The organism is Streptomyces fragilis (genome assembly GCF_003112515.1).
GTDB lineage: Bacteria > Actinomycetota > Actinomycetes > Streptomycetales > Streptomycetaceae > Streptomyces > Streptomyces fragilis.
Window position 1 is genome coordinate 1,198,802 of the sequence record NZ_BEVZ01000002.1, and the last position, 15,249, is coordinate 1,214,050.

General features: G+C 74.6%; 14 protein-coding genes. 10 read left to right on the forward strand and 4 right to left on the reverse strand.

What is annotated here, in order from left to right; genetic code table 11:
* Window positions 1–1,650 precede the first annotated feature (1,650 nt).
* From Sfr03f_RS30190 to Sfr03f_RS30910, 9 genes are all read left to right on the forward strand, one after another.
* Window positions 1,651–2,106 (forward strand): hypothetical protein, encoded by a 456-nt coding sequence (locus tag Sfr03f_RS30190; protein ID WP_159105578.1) that lies wholly within the window; start codon window positions 1,651–1,653, stop codon window positions 2,104–2,106.
* 110 nt (window positions 2,107–2,216) lie between these two features.
* The gene (locus Sfr03f_RS07280) at window positions 2,217–2,642 is read left to right on the forward strand and encodes a phage tail protein (RefSeq protein ID WP_108952831.1); all 426 of its coding nucleotides are present in this window, start codon (window positions 2,217–2,219) and stop codon (window positions 2,640–2,642) included.
* A 76-nt stretch (window positions 2,643–2,718) separates the two neighbouring features.
* Window positions 2,719–3,441: a CIS tube protein gene (locus tag Sfr03f_RS07285; RefSeq protein WP_108952832.1), complete on the forward strand. Its 723-nt coding sequence runs from the start codon at window positions 2,719–2,721 to the stop codon at window positions 3,439–3,441.
* Complete coding sequence (locus Sfr03f_RS07290) at window positions 3,438–5,261, forward strand: VgrG-related protein (protein WP_108952833.1); 1,824 nt, start codon at window positions 3,438–3,440, stop codon at window positions 5,259–5,261. The genes Sfr03f_RS07285 and Sfr03f_RS07290 overlap by 4 nt, the downstream gene beginning before the upstream one ends.
* Before the next feature lie 67 nt (window positions 5,262–5,328).
* Window positions 5,329–5,637, forward strand: coding sequence for a PAAR domain-containing protein (locus Sfr03f_RS07295; protein WP_108952834.1), 309 nt, complete (start codon window positions 5,329–5,331; stop codon window positions 5,635–5,637).
* Window positions 5,637–6,059, forward strand: coding sequence for a GPW/gp25 family protein (locus tag Sfr03f_RS07300; RefSeq protein ID WP_108952835.1), 423 nt, complete (start codon window positions 5,637–5,639; stop codon window positions 6,057–6,059). The genes Sfr03f_RS07295 and Sfr03f_RS07300 overlap by 1 nt, the downstream gene beginning before the upstream one ends.
* Complete coding sequence (locus tag Sfr03f_RS07305; protein ID WP_108952836.1) at window positions 6,059–8,020, forward strand: putative baseplate assembly protein; 1,962 nt, start codon at window positions 6,059–6,061, stop codon at window positions 8,018–8,020. The genes Sfr03f_RS07300 and Sfr03f_RS07305 overlap by 1 nt, the downstream gene beginning before the upstream one ends.
* A complete protein-coding gene (locus Sfr03f_RS07310; RefSeq protein ID WP_108952837.1) occupies window positions 8,017–8,583 on the forward strand; it encodes a phage tail protein in 567 nt (188 codons plus the stop codon). Before Sfr03f_RS07305 ends, Sfr03f_RS07310 begins: the two co-directional genes overlap by 4 nt.
* Window positions 8,584–9,152: 569 nt before the next feature.
* Window positions 9,153–9,938, forward strand: coding sequence for a zinc ribbon domain-containing protein (locus Sfr03f_RS30910; protein ID WP_245967441.1), 786 nt, complete (start codon window positions 9,153–9,155; stop codon window positions 9,936–9,938).
* 30 nt (window positions 9,939–9,968) lie between these two features.
* On the opposite strand, the gene Sfr03f_RS07320 is transcribed toward Sfr03f_RS30910, so the two are convergent.
* The gene (locus Sfr03f_RS07320; RefSeq protein ID WP_108952839.1) at window positions 9,969–11,273 is read right to left on the reverse strand and encodes a phospholipase D-like domain-containing protein; all 1,305 of its coding nucleotides are present in this window, start codon (window positions 11,271–11,273) and stop codon (window positions 9,969–9,971) included.
* 300 nt (window positions 11,274–11,573) lie between these two features.
* Between Sfr03f_RS07320 and Sfr03f_RS07325 the strand changes: the two genes are divergently transcribed.
* On the forward strand, window positions 11,574–12,284 hold the full coding sequence (locus Sfr03f_RS07325) for an SDR family oxidoreductase (RefSeq protein WP_108952840.1): 711 nt from the start codon (window positions 11,574–11,576) through the stop codon (window positions 12,282–12,284).
* A 91-nt stretch (window positions 12,285–12,375) separates the two neighbouring features.
* On the opposite strand, the gene mhpA is transcribed toward Sfr03f_RS07325, so the two are convergent.
* From mhpA to Sfr03f_RS07340, 3 genes are read right to left on the reverse strand one after another with little or no spacing between them, the layout of a single operon-like run.
* Window positions 12,376–13,989 carry a bifunctional 3-(3-hydroxy-phenyl)propionate/3-hydroxycinnamic acid hydroxylase MhpA gene (gene mhpA, locus Sfr03f_RS07330; protein WP_108952841.1) on the reverse strand — a complete coding sequence of 538 codons (1,614 nt, stop codon included), beginning with the start codon at window positions 13,987–13,989 and terminating at the stop codon, window positions 12,376–12,378.
* Window positions 13,986–14,774 (reverse strand): HpcH/HpaI aldolase family protein, encoded by a 789-nt coding sequence (locus tag Sfr03f_RS07335; RefSeq protein ID WP_108952842.1) that lies wholly within the window; start codon window positions 14,772–14,774, stop codon window positions 13,986–13,988. Before Sfr03f_RS07335 ends, mhpA begins: the two co-directional genes overlap by 4 nt.
* Window positions 14,771–15,244: a nuclear transport factor 2 family protein gene (locus Sfr03f_RS07340; RefSeq protein ID WP_245967442.1), complete on the reverse strand. Its 474-nt coding sequence runs from the start codon at window positions 15,242–15,244 to the stop codon at window positions 14,771–14,773. The genes Sfr03f_RS07335 and Sfr03f_RS07340 overlap by 4 nt, the downstream gene beginning before the upstream one ends.
* Window positions 15,245–15,249 lie beyond the last annotated feature (5 nt).

The following is a 15,249-nucleotide window of genomic DNA, read 5'->3' on the forward strand; positions in this document are numbered from 1 at the left end:
GTACCGGTCCCGAGCGTCGCCTCCGACGGTGTCCCGGTCCGGCCCGCAGCCGACGGCCCTGCCCCGCGGACTCGGTCCGGTGCGCCCCGGACGGACTCCGCGCGTGTGTCCCGGTCCCCCTCCGGTACCGGTGGGCGTGCGCCGCGGAGCGCGGACGGCCCGGACGCCGCCGCCGCGCCCCGTCCCTCCGTCCGGCTCCACCCGGCCGGGCCCTCCCTGACCGTCGCCCGGCGCCCGGCCGGACCGGTGCGCCGCGTGCCCGCCCTGCGGCCCGTCACCCTCCCGGACGCCGGCACCCGCACCGCCACGACCGCGCCGGCCGGGCCGGAAGCGCGCCCGGCCACCCCGGTGCGGGGCGCGGTCAACCGCGCGCCGCTCGGCGCGCCGCTCAGTGAACTCCCGCCCACCGCAGTGCCGTTGGCCCAGAATGCCGCCGTCCCGCCGCCCGTCCCCGGCGGCCGGGGCGTGTCCGGTCCCGCGCTGCCCGTCGTCCAGCGCCGCGCGGACGGCGCGAGCGGTGGCGAGGGCTCCTCGCCCAGCAGTGGCCCCAGCAGTGGGCCCAGGAGTGGGGGGACGGACACGCCGGCCCGCGGCGGCCTCCCGGACGGCGCCGTCGCACCGCCCGGTACGTCGCACCGGCCTTCGGCCCGCACCGGCGCACGCGCGCGCGGCGGCCTGGGCGCACCGCTGCCCGCGCTGCCGCCGAGCGCCGACGTGACGGGTGCCTCCGCCCCCGGGGCGGTGCCGGGCACGGCACACGGCGGGAGGACGCCCACCGGTCCCGCTTCCCGCCCGACGGCGGCCGCGCCGCTGCTGGGCAGGGGCGGCGTGCAGCGCAGCCTCACGGCCGGCTCCTCGGACCCGAGCACCACGCGGCCCGGCACCGCGCACCAAGGAGAGGGCCCCGCCACGCCCCTGGTCTCGCCGCCTCCGCCCGCCACCGTGACCGGAAGTCCCGTGCAGGCGACCGCCGTCACCGCGCCGGGCCCCGCGCCCGCAGCACAGCGGCAGCACGGCACGGCATCCCCGGGTGGGCCGCGTTCCGTCGCCGGGCAGTCCCACGGAGCCCCGGCCGGCTCGGCGGGCCCGGTCCCGCTCGTCGCCGCCCGGCGGGTGGCCGAGGACGTCCCGCCGGCCCCCGGCGGCGGGGGACGCCGGCCGCCGGGCGTGGTCGGGACGCGGCCGCTCCCCGTGTCGCGCAGCCTCTCCCTGCTCGCCGCCCGCCCGCTCCCGTTGAACACCGGGCTCCCGGAGGGCGCCCTCCCGCCCCCGACCCGGGCGGGCAGCCGACCCGTGGTCGCGGCGCGCTGGGCCACCACCCCGGATGCCGCCGCACCGGTTGCCACCACCCCGGATGCCTCCGCCCGCGCCATGTCGGCCCGGTCTGCCGCCGCTTCGGCCGCGGGCGGGACCGTCCCGGGCCGCACGCCCCTGTCCCACTCCGGTGGCGCACCGCCCACCCCCGCCGGGCCGCCGAACCTGCGTGCCGCGACCGGCGGTCCCGCACCGGTCGGCGCGGCTGCGCGGTCCACCGGTGGCCCGGCCCCCGTCCAGCGCGTCCCCGTCGTACGACCCGCGCCGCCCTCCTCCGGGGCCCCCGGGCCCGGTGCGCCCGCGCCGTCCGCCGCCGTACCGGCGCGGACCCTGCCGGTGACCGCACCGCAGGCCGCGCCCCCCGCGGGGCTCCCGGCCGCGACGTCGGCGACCCCGGTGCCGGCGGGCGACGTACCTGTCGTCCGCTGGAGGCGCACCGGATCCGACGGCGGCAGCGGCGGCGCGGCCCCCGCCGTCCAGCGCACCGGCCCGGGCATCGGAGCAGGCCCCACCACCGCTGCCGGTAACCGTCCACCACAGGGCGGGCCCGCCAAGGCGGGACCGGCGGGTGGCCGGCCCCGGTCGGCGTCCGCGCCCGTCACGGCGCACACCACGGGCTCCGCCTCCGCCCCCGCCGGCAGCAGGGCCCGCGGTGCCGATCCGGCACAGGATCCCGGCCTCGACCTCGACGACCTGGCGCGCCGCCTGCTCGATCCGGTCGCCCGGTTGCTCCGCGCCGAACTGCGGCGCGGCCGGGAACGCACCGGCCGCCCGCACGACGGACGCCGCTGAGACCACGGCGGCGGCAAGGGCCGCGGCAGGCGCGGTCACGGAACGAACAGGCCCGGTGGAACGGAACAGGGCCAGGAAGCGGACGAGGTCAGGGAACGGATGGCGGACGGATGACGGACAGCATCTTCGCGACGAGCGTGTTCTTCCGGCTCGCGATCGGCGGTGACGACCTGGGCGCGTTCCACACCTGCTCCGGCATGGGCGCCGAGGTCGAGATGGAGAGCTACGCCGAGGGCGGCAACAACGGCTTCACCTGGCACCTGCCCGGACGCGTCACCTGGTCGAACATCACCCTCACCCGGCCGGTCACCGCCGACTCGGCGAAGATCGGGCGCTGGCTCGACGAGACGCTGAAGCGGGTGGAGCCCAAGGACGGCGAGATCGTGGCCCTGAGGCCGGACCTGACCCCGATCGTGAGCTGGCAGGTGTTCGGGATCGTCCCGGTGCGCTGGCAGGGGCCGTCCTTCGACCCCTCGAACCCGGCGGCGGCCGTCGAAAGCCTGGAGATCGCCCACGAAGGCCTGCGCTGGTCCTGACACGACCACCCGCCGGCCCGCCGCACCCCGCCCGCCCCACCCACCACCCACCCGCCGCACGGAAAGGAGGCACCGGATGTCCCCAGCGGTCCGCTCCAGCAGGGCCAGGGCCCAGCTGACGCTGAAGGAGCCCCCGGCCTCGGTCGGCGCCAAGCCGGGCGGCACGATCGCGCGGCTCGACCTGCAGTTCAACCCCTCCACCCTGGAACTGCGCAAGAGCACCGAGTGGCGGCGCTCCCCGTCCCGGATGGCGGAGCAGTCGGCGCTGCCCGAGTTCGTCGGCAGCGGCCCCCGCGAGCTGAGCCTGCAGGTGTTCCTGGACGCCACCGCCACCCACGACAACTCCGTAGAACAGGCGGTGGAAAAGCTGATGAAGGCGTGCGTGCCGACCCCGGCCAGCCTGGGCCGGAAGAAGCCCGCCAGCCCGTGGGTGCGGTTCGAGTGGGGGAGCGCGCGGACCACCTCGTTCGACGGGGTCCTCACCAGCCTCTCGGTGAGCTACACGCTGTTCGACGTGGACGGCAAGCCGCTGCGGGCCACCTGCTCCCTGTCCATCGAGGAGGCGAGCGTCGACCCGCCGGGCCAGAACCCGACGTCGGGCGCGCGCACGGCCCGCAGCACGCACACCGTGGTGGCCGGCGACAGCCTTGCCCTGCTGGCCTGGCGGGAGTACGGGGACGCGACGGCCTGGCGGGTCATCGCGGAGGCGAACGGAATCGACGACCCGATGGCGCTGGCGCCCGGCACCCAACTGGTGGTGCCGGGCCTGCGCGACGCGGGCGGTGAGGAGGAACGGTGAGCCCATCCGGAGCACAGGGCGGCCGGTCGTTCGCGGCGGACCCGGTCATCGAGACGCCCGGCGAACTGCCGCCCGTCTGGGCCGCCCAGCTGGTGAGCTGCGTGGTGGACGAGAACGTGGGGCTGCCCGACGCGGCACAGCTCACCTTCCGCGACCCCGACCACGAGTTCCTGCGGGCCGTCGGCATCACCATCGGCACCCCGCTCAGGGTCTCGGTGGTGACCGTGTCGGGACAGGCCCGTGAACGGCTCTTCGACGGCGAGGTGACCGCCCTCGAGGTGGACCGGGACCGCACGGGCTCGTTCACGGTGGTGCGCGCCTTCTCCAAGGCCCACCGCCTCCAGCGGGGCCGCAAGGTGGTCGCCTACCGGAACATGACCGCGGCGGCGATCGTCCGCAAGGTGGCCGCCGGGGCCGGGCTGGCCTGCGGGACCGTGGAGGCGGCGCCGGTCACCTACCGGCAGCTCTCCCAGGCGAACGTGTCCGACTGGGACTTCCTCCAGCACCTGGCGGCCGAGAGCGGCGCGCAGGTCCGCGTCGACGAGAAGGGCCTGCTCCAGTTCACCAAGCCGCGCAAGGCGTCCGGGGCGCCCGCGCCGTCGACCTCGGCCGCCCGGAACCCGATGGTGCTGGAGTACGGCCGCAACCTGCTGGCGCTGCGCGCCTCGCTGTCGGCCGCGGACGGTGCCGCGCAGGTGGAGGTGCGCGGCTGGGACGTGACCACGAAGCGGCCGCTGGTGGCCCGGCAGCCGTCGGTGGACAGCGACACGGTGGTGCCGGGCCTGAGCCCGGCGTTCGCGGCCCGGTTCGGCAGGTCGTCGAAGCTGACGGTCACCGACACCCCGTACCGCACCCAGGCGGAGACGACGGCGGCGGCCGCCGCCACGGCCGCCCAGGTCAGCGCCGGTTTCGGCGAGCTGGAGGCGGTGGCCGAGGGCAACCCGCGGCTGAGGGCGGGCAAGCCGGTGGCGCTCGGCAACGTCGGGCAGGCGTTCTCGGGCAGGTACACGGCGACGGCCGTCCAGCACGTCCTGGAACCGCACGGCGGATACCGGACGACGGTGTGGGTGAGCGCCAGCCCGGACCGCTCCCTGACCGGCCTGGTCACCGGCGCCAACGCGCCGGGCCGCGGGCCGCGCATGCCGGGACTCGCGATCGGCGTGGTGACGGACGTCCGCGAGCCGGGCGGCGCCGAGACCGGTGCCGTGAAGCTGCGCTTCCCCTGGCTGGACGACACGTACACCACCGACTGGGTGCGCACCGTGCAGTGGGGCGGCAAGGGTGGCGGAGGCGTGGTGAGTCCCGAGGTCAACGACGAGGTGCTGGTGGGCTTCGAACAGGGCCTGCTGGACAGTCCGTACGTCATCGGAGGCCTCTACAACGGGGTCGACAAGCCGTCACCGCACGACGTCCCGCTGGTCGACGGGACCACCGGCAAGGTCAACCGCCGTTCCTTCGTGTCGCGTTCGGGGCACCGGGTGGAGCTGCTGGATGCCCGGGCGCCAGGCCCCTCCGGTCTCCGGCTCACCACCGGGGACGGGCGTCTCGAGGTCTTCCTGGACGACCGGCGCGACCGGATCGAGCTCACGGTCTTCGCCAAGGGCCGGCGGCCCCTCACCTCCGTCCTGCTCGACAAGCAGGGCATCACCCTGGACGCGGGGCGCGGCAACGTGAGCGTGTCGGGCCGCAACGTGGACATCCAGGGCCGGGTCGGGGTGAAGGTCGGCGGCCGCTCGGTGAACGTCACCGGCAGCCAGGACGTCACCGTCGACGGCGGCCTGCTGGGCATCCTGAAGGCGAAGCTCATCCGCATCAACTGACCATGTCACGCACCCTGTCGACCCGTTCCCGTCCAGACCCCCGACGCCGACGCCCGAGGAGCAACGCATGCCGGCCGCAGCCCGAACCGGTGACCCCACCGCCCACGGCGGGGTGATCGCCACGCCGCCGCCCGCCGCCGCCGCGACCGTGGCCCGCGTGCTGATCGGCGGCCGGCCCGCCGCCGTCGTGGGCAGCCTCCACACCTGTCCCGTACCGCCGCACGCGGCCACGGGCCCGGCCAACGTGATCCTGCCCAACCCGGTCGCCGCCACCGTGCTGATCGGCGGCCTGCCCGCCGCGCGGGCGCGCGACCGGACCGTGTGCGGCGCGGTGATCCTGACCGGCGCCCCGAACGTCCTGATCGGGGGAGTGTGATGAGCGAACGGTTCATCGGACGCGGCTGGGCCTTCCCGCTGCGGGTCGGGCCGACCGGCGGCATCGCCCTGGTCGACCGCGGCCGGGAGATCGAGGAGGCGATCCGCCTGGTGCTCGGCACCGCACCGGGCGAGCGCCCGATGCGCCCCGAGTTCGGCTGCGGCATCCACGACTACGTCTTCGCCCCCGGCGACGGCGCCACCGCCGGACGCATCGCCCAGCAGGTGCGTGAGGCCCTCGAACGCTGGGAGCCGCGCATCACGGTGGACGACGTGGTGGTCGCCTTCGACGCCGTCGAGGACGGCACCCTCTACATCGACGTGCGCTACACCGTGCGGTCCACCAACGACCGCCGCAACCTGGTCTTTCCCTTCTACACGATCCCCTCCGAGGAGGGGGCCGAGGAATTGGTCGCCGACTGATGGCCCTGCCCTCCCCGAACCTGGACGACCGGCGCTTCCAGCAACTCGTCGACGAGGCGAAGCGGTACGTGCAGCAGCGCGCCCCGGAATGGACCGACCACAACGTCTCCGACCCGGGCGTCACCCTGATCGAGACGTTCGCGTACCTGGTGGACCAGCTGCTGTACCGGCTGAACCGGGTGCCGGACAAGAACTACATCGCCTTCCTCGACCTGCTCGGCATCCGCCTCTTCCCGCCGGCCGCGGCCGTGGCCGACGTCGACTTCTGGCTCTCGGCGCCGCAGCCCGACACGGTGACGCTGCCCGCGGGCACCGAGGTGACCACCGCACCCGGTGAGGCGGAGGAGTCCGTGGTCTTCACGACCACGGGGGACCTGCACATCCTGCCCAGCGAGCTGACCCGCCTGGTGACCGCCCACCGCGGCGGTGAGCAGACCGACCGGACCGGGACGCTCGCCGAAGGACGCGACATCCCCTGCTTCCAGGCCGCGCCGGAGCCGGGCGACGCCCTGCTGTTCGGCCTGCCGACGGCGGTGCCCGGCTGCATCGTCGCAGTGCGCCTGGACAGCCGGGTGGAGGGCGTCGGCGTCGACCCGCGTCAGCCGCCGCTCGCCTGGGAGGCGTGGGACGGCGGCGGCTGGCGGGCCTGCGAGACCGGCCCGGACACCACCGGAGGGCTGAACAGACCCGGCGAGGTCGTCGTGTACGTGCCCGCCGGCCACACGGCGTCGGTGATCGGCGGCACCCGGGCGGGCTGGCTGCGCTGCCGCGTCACCGAGGCCGAGCCGGGCCAGCCGTTCTACTCGGAGTCGCCCACGGTGCGCGAGGCGGCGGTGTTCACCGTGGGCGGCACCATGTCCGTCGAACACGCCGAGACCGTGACCGACGTGCCGCTCGGCACCTCCGAGGGGGTCGCCGGACAGTCGTTCCGGCTCGGCCGCCCGCCCGTCCTGCTCGACGGCGAGCCGCCCGTGGTGGAGGTGTCCACGGACGAGGGCTGGCAACGCTGGGACGTGGTCGAGCACTTCGGCCGCTCGGGTCCCGACGACCGGCACGTGCGGGTGGACGCCACCGCCGGGGAGTTCGGCTTCCCGCCGGTGCTGCGCGAGCCGGACGGCACGCTGCGGCAGTGCGGCGCCGTCCCGCCCAAGGGAGCCCAGGTGCGGGTGGCCCGCTACCGCACCGGCGGCGGCCCCGAGGGCAACGTCGCCCGTGGCGCCATCTCCGTGCTGCGCTCCTCCGTCCCGTACGTCGCCCGGGTCGTCAACCGGGAGGCGGCGCGCGGCGGCGTCGCGGGGGAGACCGTGGAGAACGCCGGACTGCGCGCGCCGCGGGCGCTGCGGACGCAGGAGCGGGCGGTGACCGCCGAGGACTACGAGGTCATCAGCCGTCAGGCGGCGCCCTCGGCGCGCCGCGTCCGCTGCCTGCCCGCCGAGGACACAGCGGGCGCGGTCCGGGTCCTGGTGGTGCCGGACGCGGTGGCCGACGAGGGCGACGACCGGCTCCGCTTCGAGCAGCTGATCCCCTCCGACCAGGTCCTGCGGGCGATCACCGAGAGCCTCGACGAGCGGCGCCTGATCGGCACCCGCCTGGTGGTCGAACCGCCGGTCTACCAGGGCGTCACCGTGGTCGCGCGGCTCACTGCGGCGCCGGGCGACGTCGACCGGGTGCGCGAGGCGTCGCTCGACGCCCTGTTCCGGCACCTCAACCCGCTGCACGGCGGCCTGGACGGCACCGGGTGGCCGTTCGGACGGCCGGTGCAGTACGGCGAGGTCTTCGGCGTGCTGCAGCGCGCCGCGGGCGACGCCCTCGTGGAGGACATCCGGCTCTTCCCCGCCGACCCGATCACCGGCCGGCGCGGCACGCCGACGGACCGCATCGACGTCGCCGAGGGCGCGCTGGTCTTCTCCTACCAGCACCAGGTGGTCGTCACCTCCTCCCGGCCGGAGGCGGGAGCATGAGCCGCGCCGCCGTCCCCGGCCTGCCGAGCCGGTACCCGATCGGCGCCCAGCTGCCCGCCCTGTACGCCGACGACGACTTCGCGCAGCGGTTCACGGCCGGCCTCGACACCGTGCTCGCCCCGGTGTTCGCGACCCTGGACAACCTGGCCGCCTACCTCGACCCCCAGGTGGCCCCGGACGACTTCCTGGCCTGGCTGGCGTCCTGGGTCGGTGTCGTCGACGACCCGCGGCGGCCACTGCAACTGCGGCGTGAGGCGGTGTCCCGCGCCGTGGAGCTGCACCGGTGGCGCGGTACGGCGCGCGGGCTGGTCGAGGGCCTGCGGCTCGCGCTGGGCGTGGACGCCGAGGTGACCGGGGGCGGCGGCGCGGCCTGGTCCGCGACTCCCGGAGCCGCCCTGCCTGCCCACGAGCCCGCCGGGCCCCTGGTCCGCGTCCGGCCGGGCCGCGACGAGGCACGGATCGACCCGGACCGGGTCCACCGGATCGTCCGGGCCATGTGCCCGGTGCACACCGTCTGCCGGGTGGAGATCCTCCCCGGCCCACCCACCGACGAAGAGAGGTGACGCCCATGCGCGCGTGTCCCTCGTGCGGGGCGCTCAACGGCCCCACGGACGACTTCTGCGGCAACTGCGGCGCCTACCTGGGCTGGTCGGACCCGACGCCTGCCCCGGGCGGGTCCCCCGCGGCGTCGGAACCGCCCACCGCGCCGCCGGAAGCCGTTCCGTCCGCCCCTGTGCCGTCGTCCGCCCCGGGGCCCTCGGCTGCTCCCGAATCCCCGGCGGCCCCTGCGCCGCCGGGGGCGGTCGAGCCGTCCGCGTCCCCTGAGCCGTCGGGGGCGGTCGAGCCGTCAGCCGCTCCTGAGCCGTCCGCCGCCACACCGGCGGACGCGGCCGCGCGGCCTCCCGCACACCCTCCCGCCGCCGGCGACGGCGAGACTCCCAGCCCCCGCACGACTCCCTCCGCCACGCCGCCGCAGCCCTCAGCCTCCCGTCCTGCCGCATCCACCACTGGATCACGGCCCCCGTCCGTCCCGTCTGCCCCCTCCGCGCCGGCGGCCGGCGCCCCCGGCGCGACGACGCCCGATGCTGTTCCACCCGTGGCCCCCGTGGCCCGCGTTGCGCCCGTTGCCCCCGTGCCGCCGCCCATCCGGCCCGTCCGCCCCGCGAAGGCCGTGGCCCCGCGCCCCGCCGTACGCCCGGTGGCGGCGGCGGACGCGGAGGAAGGCGCGCCCTGCCCCGCGTGCGGCGCGCTCAACGCGCCCGGCCGCCGGTTCTGCCGCCGCTGCGCGACGCTGCTGAACCCCGCGGAAAAGCCCGTTCCGTTGCCGTGGTGGCGGACCGTGTGGCCGCTGCGCCGCCGGGTGCGAGCCGGCTCGGGCCGGATGGCACGCCTCCTGGTCGTCCTGGCCGTGGTGTCGGCCCTGTGCGCGGGCGGCTTCCTGCTGCTGCCCGCCGGACGGGCCCTCGTCGAGGACACCCGGGACAAGCTCGGCAAGTCCAAGCCCGTGACCCCCGTGACCGTCGAGGCGGACGCCGAGACGGCCCGGCACCCGGCGACCAACACCACCGACGGGCTGAGCAACCGCTACTGGGGCGCGCCGGCCCCCGGTTCCTCGGTGACCTACACCTTCCGCAAGCCCTTCCGCTTCGTCGACCTGATCGTCACCAACGGCCCGTCCAAGAACCCGGAGTCCTACCCGCGGCAGGCCCGCGCGCTCCGGCTGGACCTGGAGGTGACGACGAAGGACGGTGAGCGGCACCACAAGGAACTCACCCTCAGTGACAAGCCGGGCCCGCAGACCTTCCCCGTCCGCGTCAGCGATACGAAGAAGGTCCGCCTCACCCTGCGTTCACCCGTCGGCCTGACCGAGGGCCGCCACCTCGCCCTGGCGGAGGTGGAGTTCTTCGCCCGAAGCTGATCCCGGCCGTGCGCTGCGGGCCGGGAACGCCTATTCCAGGGCCTGCCTCGGATCGATCGGAATCTCGCGTGCCGTGTTCTCGGCGCGCTGCTCGGCGCCCGACTCCCGTGCCACGGTCCCACAGCACCGGTCGTACTGCTTCTGCCAGTCCGCCATGAACGCGTCGTAACTGGACCGGCCGACCAGCTTCAGGTCCGACTCGTCGTTGTGCCAGACGCCGTTGCTCGTCCAGTTCGCGGAGCCGACGAACACGATCCGGGAGTCGACCGCACCCGCGTAACCGCCGCTGACCATCATGTACTTGTCGTGCGTGTAGTGCAGGGCGTTGCCGTTGGCGTCGGTGCCGCGGGTGGTGTCGTGCACCTCGATGTTCGGCCGGTCCTTCAGGTAGTTCTGCACGCTGCTGTCGACCTGGCCGGCGGTGAGGAGTATGCGGATCCTGACGCCGGTTCGTGCCAGGCTCACCAGCTTCTTCGGCAGCTCCAGATAGTTCCGGTCACCCGGCTGCCCGTGAGAGGTCCACTGGAACATGGCGATGTTGATCGTGGCAGGTGACTCGACGTTGTTCAGGAAGTCGACCCAGGTGTCGCTGCCGGTACGCGCCTTGGGCCACTGGTAGGAGGGTGGGCTCAGTGTCCTGGCGGACCGGCCGCTGGTGGAGTTGTAGTAGTCGGGCGCCAGCGGGCCCGGGCCGTTGAGCGCCCCCCTGGCCATGGCGGTGAAGTAGCGGACGTAGGAGTTGTACAGGTCGACGTTGCCCTTGACGGTGGCGCTGCTGTTCCACGCGGTATGCGCCTGGGCGGGGGTGGGGTTGGCGCTGCTGACGGTCACGGTCCTGTTCGCGTCGCTCCCGCCGCTGAGCATGTAGAACTTCGCGTGCAGGGAGGAGCCGGAATAGTGGGTCAGGCAGCCGCCCGGGCACAGCGCGGCGAAGCTGGAGGCTCGCGGGTCGTTGCCCAACTCGGTGACCATCGACTGCCAGACCGCGTTGTCGCTGTGATGGTCCATCAGTGCCTTGACGACGACGCCGCGCCGGTGCGCGGCGATCAGGGCGTTGGCGAACTCCGGGCCGGGCTGCGTGCTGCCGATCGAGTACATGGCGACGCGTATGGTCTGCCCGCAACCAGCGCTGTTGATCGATTCGATGATCGGGCCCATGACGTTCATCCGGGCGTCGGGGTCCTCCGGGTCGTTGAAGCGAGGTCCGGGGCTCGAGGTGAACGTCCGGGACTCGCAGCTGAGCGGAGTCCTGGCCTTCTTGACCGCCGCGTGTGCCGTTGTCGGCGACAACGCGGTGACGACCAGCGCGGTGATCAACGCGAGCGTTCGCTTCATCCATGGACCTTTCTCCGGGCTTCTCCACGACGGCGAGTCGGGGTGCTTGACGTTCTACCCACAGTTGGCGGTGTTCGCCCCGAACGTCGGGTGGGCGTCGTGCGCGGCCCGGCTCCGCCGAGTGAGGGGGCACTTGCCCCAGGCGGCGGCTCGCCACCGGGTCGTTGACGTGCGGCGGGGGCCCGGATAGGTTCGACTGGAACAATAATTCTAGAGTGGTCGCTCCAGTGCTGGAACCGCGCAGACGTCGGCCACGTCGGCGGCCCGGCCGGACCCACCCCGAGTGCAGGAGCAGGCAGCATGACCGACGTGTCCCCCACAGCCCTCGTGATCGCCGGCAGCAGCGGCATCGGTGCCGCCTCGGCGCGGGAACTGGCCGGCCGCGGGCACCGCGTGGCGGTGCTCGCCCGTGGTGAGGGGGCCGCCGAGTTGGCCGCGGAGCTCGGCGGCCTCGCCCTCCGGGGCGACTACACCGAGGCCGGGGTGATCGAGGCGGCCGTCGCGCAGGTGGTCTCCGCCTGGGGCCGCTTGGACGTGCTGGTCAACAGCGCGGGCCACGGCCCCAAAGGACGGCTCGAGGACCTGACCGAGCAGGACCTCGCCGTCGGATTCGACCTGTACTTCTACAACGTGGTGCGGGCCTGTCGCGCCGCGCTGGCACCGATGCGTGCGCAGGGCGGCGGCAGCATCGTCAACATCTCCTCCGCAAGTCCCGGTGAGCCCTCGCCACGCTTCCCCACGTCGATGGTGGCCCGGGCGGCGATGACGACCTGGACGAAGCTGTGGGCGGACGAGGTCGCCGCGGACGGCATCCGGGTCAACAACGTGCTCCCCGGATACACCGTCGCCGACCCGCACTCCGTTCCGGCCGAGTGGACCTTCGGGATCCCGCTCGGCAGGGCCGCCTCCCACCAGGAGGTGGCCCGGACGGTGGCCTTCGTGGCTTGCGACGCCACGTACACCACCGGGCAGAACCTGCGCGTCGACGGCGGACTCACCCGCGGCGTCTGAGACGCCGGAGCGCCGGAACGCCCGCGCGGCCTCACCTGGCTTGGAAGGGCCGGTGAGGCCGCGCGGGCGTTCGGCCCGGTGCGGGTCGGGGTCAGAGCACCTGAGCGACCTCGAGCAGTCGGGCGACGACGTCGTCGAGTTCCTGGGCCAGGCACTCCGCGGCGATCACGTGGTCGGGGCGGACGACGACCGCGCCGACCGGGCGGGCGTCGAACCATGCCTGCAGGCCCGACTCGCCGCCCAGGTCGCCGACGACGACGACGCCGGCCGCGGCCCGCTTGCCCGCCCACGGCAGTTGCGCCTTCGGCACCACCTGCACCAGCCGCGCGCCGAGCCGGTCGAGCGCGGCGCGCCGCGGGGCCGACAGGAAGGCCGTCGGGTCGTTGTTCCAGGTGAGGACGCGCCAGCCCTGCCCGGTCGCGTCGTCCAGCAGCATCGTGACGCCGTCGGCGTCGGTGGCCGTCGGCTGCGGGAAGATCGTGCCGGCCAGACGCGGCACGTCGCGGGCCGGCAGCGACTTGGACACCGGCAGCGGGGTGTGCACCAGCACGCCCTCGTCGAACTTCGGCTGCGGCTTGAACGCCTGCCGCTTCTGCGCCTCCCGCTCCTCGGGCGTGCGGTTGGCGGCGATCCGGTCGCGCTCGGCGGCCTTGACCGGGTCGTGGTCGGTCATCTCCTTCGCCATGCCGAGGGAGACGGCCACCATCTGCCGTACGTGGCCCAGCCGTTCGGTCTCGTAGGTGTCGAGCAGGCCGTCGTCGGACAGGCCCTTGACGACGGCGGCCAGTTTCCAGCCGAGGTTGAAGGCGTCGCGGATGCCCGAGTTCCAGCCCTGTCCGCCGACGACCGGCATGACGTGGGCGGCGTCGCCGGCGAGGAAGATCCGGCCGTGGCGGAAGCGCCCCGCGACACGGGCGTGGTGGCGGTAGACGCGGCTGCGGATGATGTCCAGCCTGGACGGGTCGGGCACGTGCGGCGCCAGCAGGCCCAGGACGAAGTCCCTGTTCCCGGCGTCGGCCTCGGTCTCGTGCTCGAAGAGGGTGAACTCCCAGCGGCGGATCCCGTGGGGCAGCGCGATGGAGGCGTAGCTGCGGGCCGGGTCCCCGCCGAAGACGGCGTGCGGGGTGCCGATCGGGTCGTTCGCGACGTCGATCACCAGGCCGTCGGTGGGCCGGGTCTCGCCCTCGAAGGAGATGCCCAGACGCTTGCGGGTGGGGGAGGCCCCGCCCTCGGCGGCGACCACGTAACGGGCGCGCAGCGTCTCGCCACCGGCGAGGGTGGCCACCACGCCCCCGGCGTCCTCGGCCAGGTCGGTGACCTCGGCGCCGAAACGGGCGGTCGCGTTGGGGAAGCGGTCCAGTCCCCCGAGCAGCACCCGGTCGACCAGCGGCTGCACGAAGCCGTTCCGGCGCGGCCAGCCGAACTCCCGGGTCGTCGGGTTGACTTCGGACAGGATCGTCCGGTCCCCGTTGACCATGTAGATCTTCTGGTCGGGGATCGTGTGGGGGAGGACCTGGTCGACGAGACCGGCGGTCTGCATGGTGCGCAGCGCCTCGTCGTCGATGCCCACGGCCCGCGGGTAGTCGATGAGTTCGTGCTCCCGCTCGACGACGAGGACGTTCACGCCCTGCTGCCCGAGCAGGTTGGCCAGGGTGAGGCCGACGGGGCCGGCGCCGACGACGAGAACGTCGCACGTGACGGTCATGAGGTGCTCCCAGTGGATCGTGCCGACTCCAGTGCGGCGATGGTGTCCGCGAACGCGCGGTTCAGCAGGACGAGGTCGATGCCGAGTGCGACGTAGTCGACGAGGCCGTCGGCGAGCAGCGCGGCCGTGTGGTCCGGCCGGCCGGAGTAGATGCCGAGGGTGACGCCGTGCGCGGTGGTCACCTCGCGCAGGTGGGCCATCGCCTCGCGGACGGGGCCGTCCTCCCAGTCGCCGCGGCCGGGCAGGCCGAAGGAGACGGCCAGGTCGGCCGGGCCGATGTAGACCGAGTCCAGGCCCTCGGTGGCGATGATCTCCTCGGCGCGGTCGAGGCCTGCCCTGGTCTCGATCTGGGCGACGGCGGACACCGCCCGGTTGCCGGCCGCGGTGTACGAGTCGCCCGGGTCGTCGGCGTCGACCGGGTACAGGGCTGGCCGGGACGGGCCCAGGCTGCGGTTGCCGAGCGGCGGGTACTTGACGGCGGCGACCAGGGCCTCGGCCTGGGACCGGGACTCGACGGTGGGGGCGACGATGCCGCGGGCCCCGCTGTCGAGCAGCCGCAGGATCGGGGACGGATCCAGCGAGCCGACGCGCGCGTACGCGTACGCGTTGTCGCGGGGGATCGAGCGGAGGATCCCGCAGGCCGCCTCGAGCCCGAGTTCGCCGTGCTGGAGGTCGAGGACCACCCCGTCGTACCCGGCGGCCGCGGCCCACTCGGGCAGGGAGAACGAGGGCACCGACTGGTGGTACAGAACGGGACCGCGCCCGCCCAGGGCCGACTGCTTCATCGCGCCGTCCCCTCCCGTCCGGCCAGCCGCGCGGCGTGCGCGGCGGCCGCCCGGCCGCCGAAGACGGGTACGACCTCGCGGCGGGCGAACAGCCAACGGCCGTCGACCCTGCGGTAGCGCTCGCGGAACTCGCCGACGGAGGCGGGCTGCGTCTGCGGCTCGTTGGTGTCGCGGAAGGTGACGTACTGGACGGTGCCCTCGACCTCGTCGCCGTCCCGCACCAGGCGGATCCCGCCGATGTGGTGGCGGCCGACGATGTCGGTCTGCCGGGCCCGTCGTGCGCCCCACTCCTTCATCGCCTCGCGGTCCATGTCGCCCATCGGGCCGACGGAGACGCCGTCCTCGGTGTACAGCTCCCAGGTGGTGTCTGCCCGGTCGTGGTCCAGGCGGTACAGCATCTCGGCGATGAGCTGCTCGATCTCGACGCGGGTGGCCACGTCGACGGGGCGGTGTTCGCGGTGGTCGCTCACGGCCA

Bases quoted from the DNA above. Each gene is read 5' to 3' on its own strand.
- Sfr03f_RS07280 (WP_108952831.1), top strand. From the start codon at position 2,217: ATGACGGACAGCATCTTCGCGACGAGCGTGTTCTTCCGGCTCGCGATC.
- Sfr03f_RS07285 (WP_108952832.1), top strand. From the start codon at position 2,719: ATGTCCCCAGCGGTCCGCTCCAGCAGGGCCAGGGCCCAGCTGACGCTG.
- Sfr03f_RS07295 (WP_108952834.1), top strand. From the start codon at position 5,329: ATGCCGGCCGCAGCCCGAACCGGTGACCCCACCGCCCACGGCGGGGTG.
- Sfr03f_RS07300 (WP_108952835.1), top strand. From the start codon at position 5,637: ATGAGCGAACGGTTCATCGGACGCGGCTGGGCCTTCCCGCTGCGGGTC.
- Sfr03f_RS07305 (WP_108952836.1), top strand. From the start codon at position 6,059: ATGGCCCTGCCCTCCCCGAACCTGGACGACCGGCGCTTCCAGCAACTC.
- Sfr03f_RS07310 (WP_108952837.1), top strand. From the start codon at position 8,017: ATGAGCCGCGCCGCCGTCCCCGGCCTGCCGAGCCGGTACCCGATCGGC.
- Sfr03f_RS07320 (WP_108952839.1), bottom strand. From the start codon at position 11,273: ATGAAGCGAACGCTCGCGTTGATCACCGCGCTGGTCGTCACCGCGTTG.
- Sfr03f_RS07325 (WP_108952840.1), top strand. From the start codon at position 11,574: ATGACCGACGTGTCCCCCACAGCCCTCGTGATCGCCGGCAGCAGCGGC.
- mhpA (WP_108952841.1), bottom strand. From the start codon at position 13,989: ATGACCGTCACGTGCGACGTTCTCGTCGTCGGCGCCGGCCCCGTCGGC.
- Sfr03f_RS07335 (WP_108952842.1), bottom strand. From the start codon at position 14,774: ATGAAGCAGTCGGCCCTGGGCGGGCGCGGTCCCGTTCTGTACCACCAG.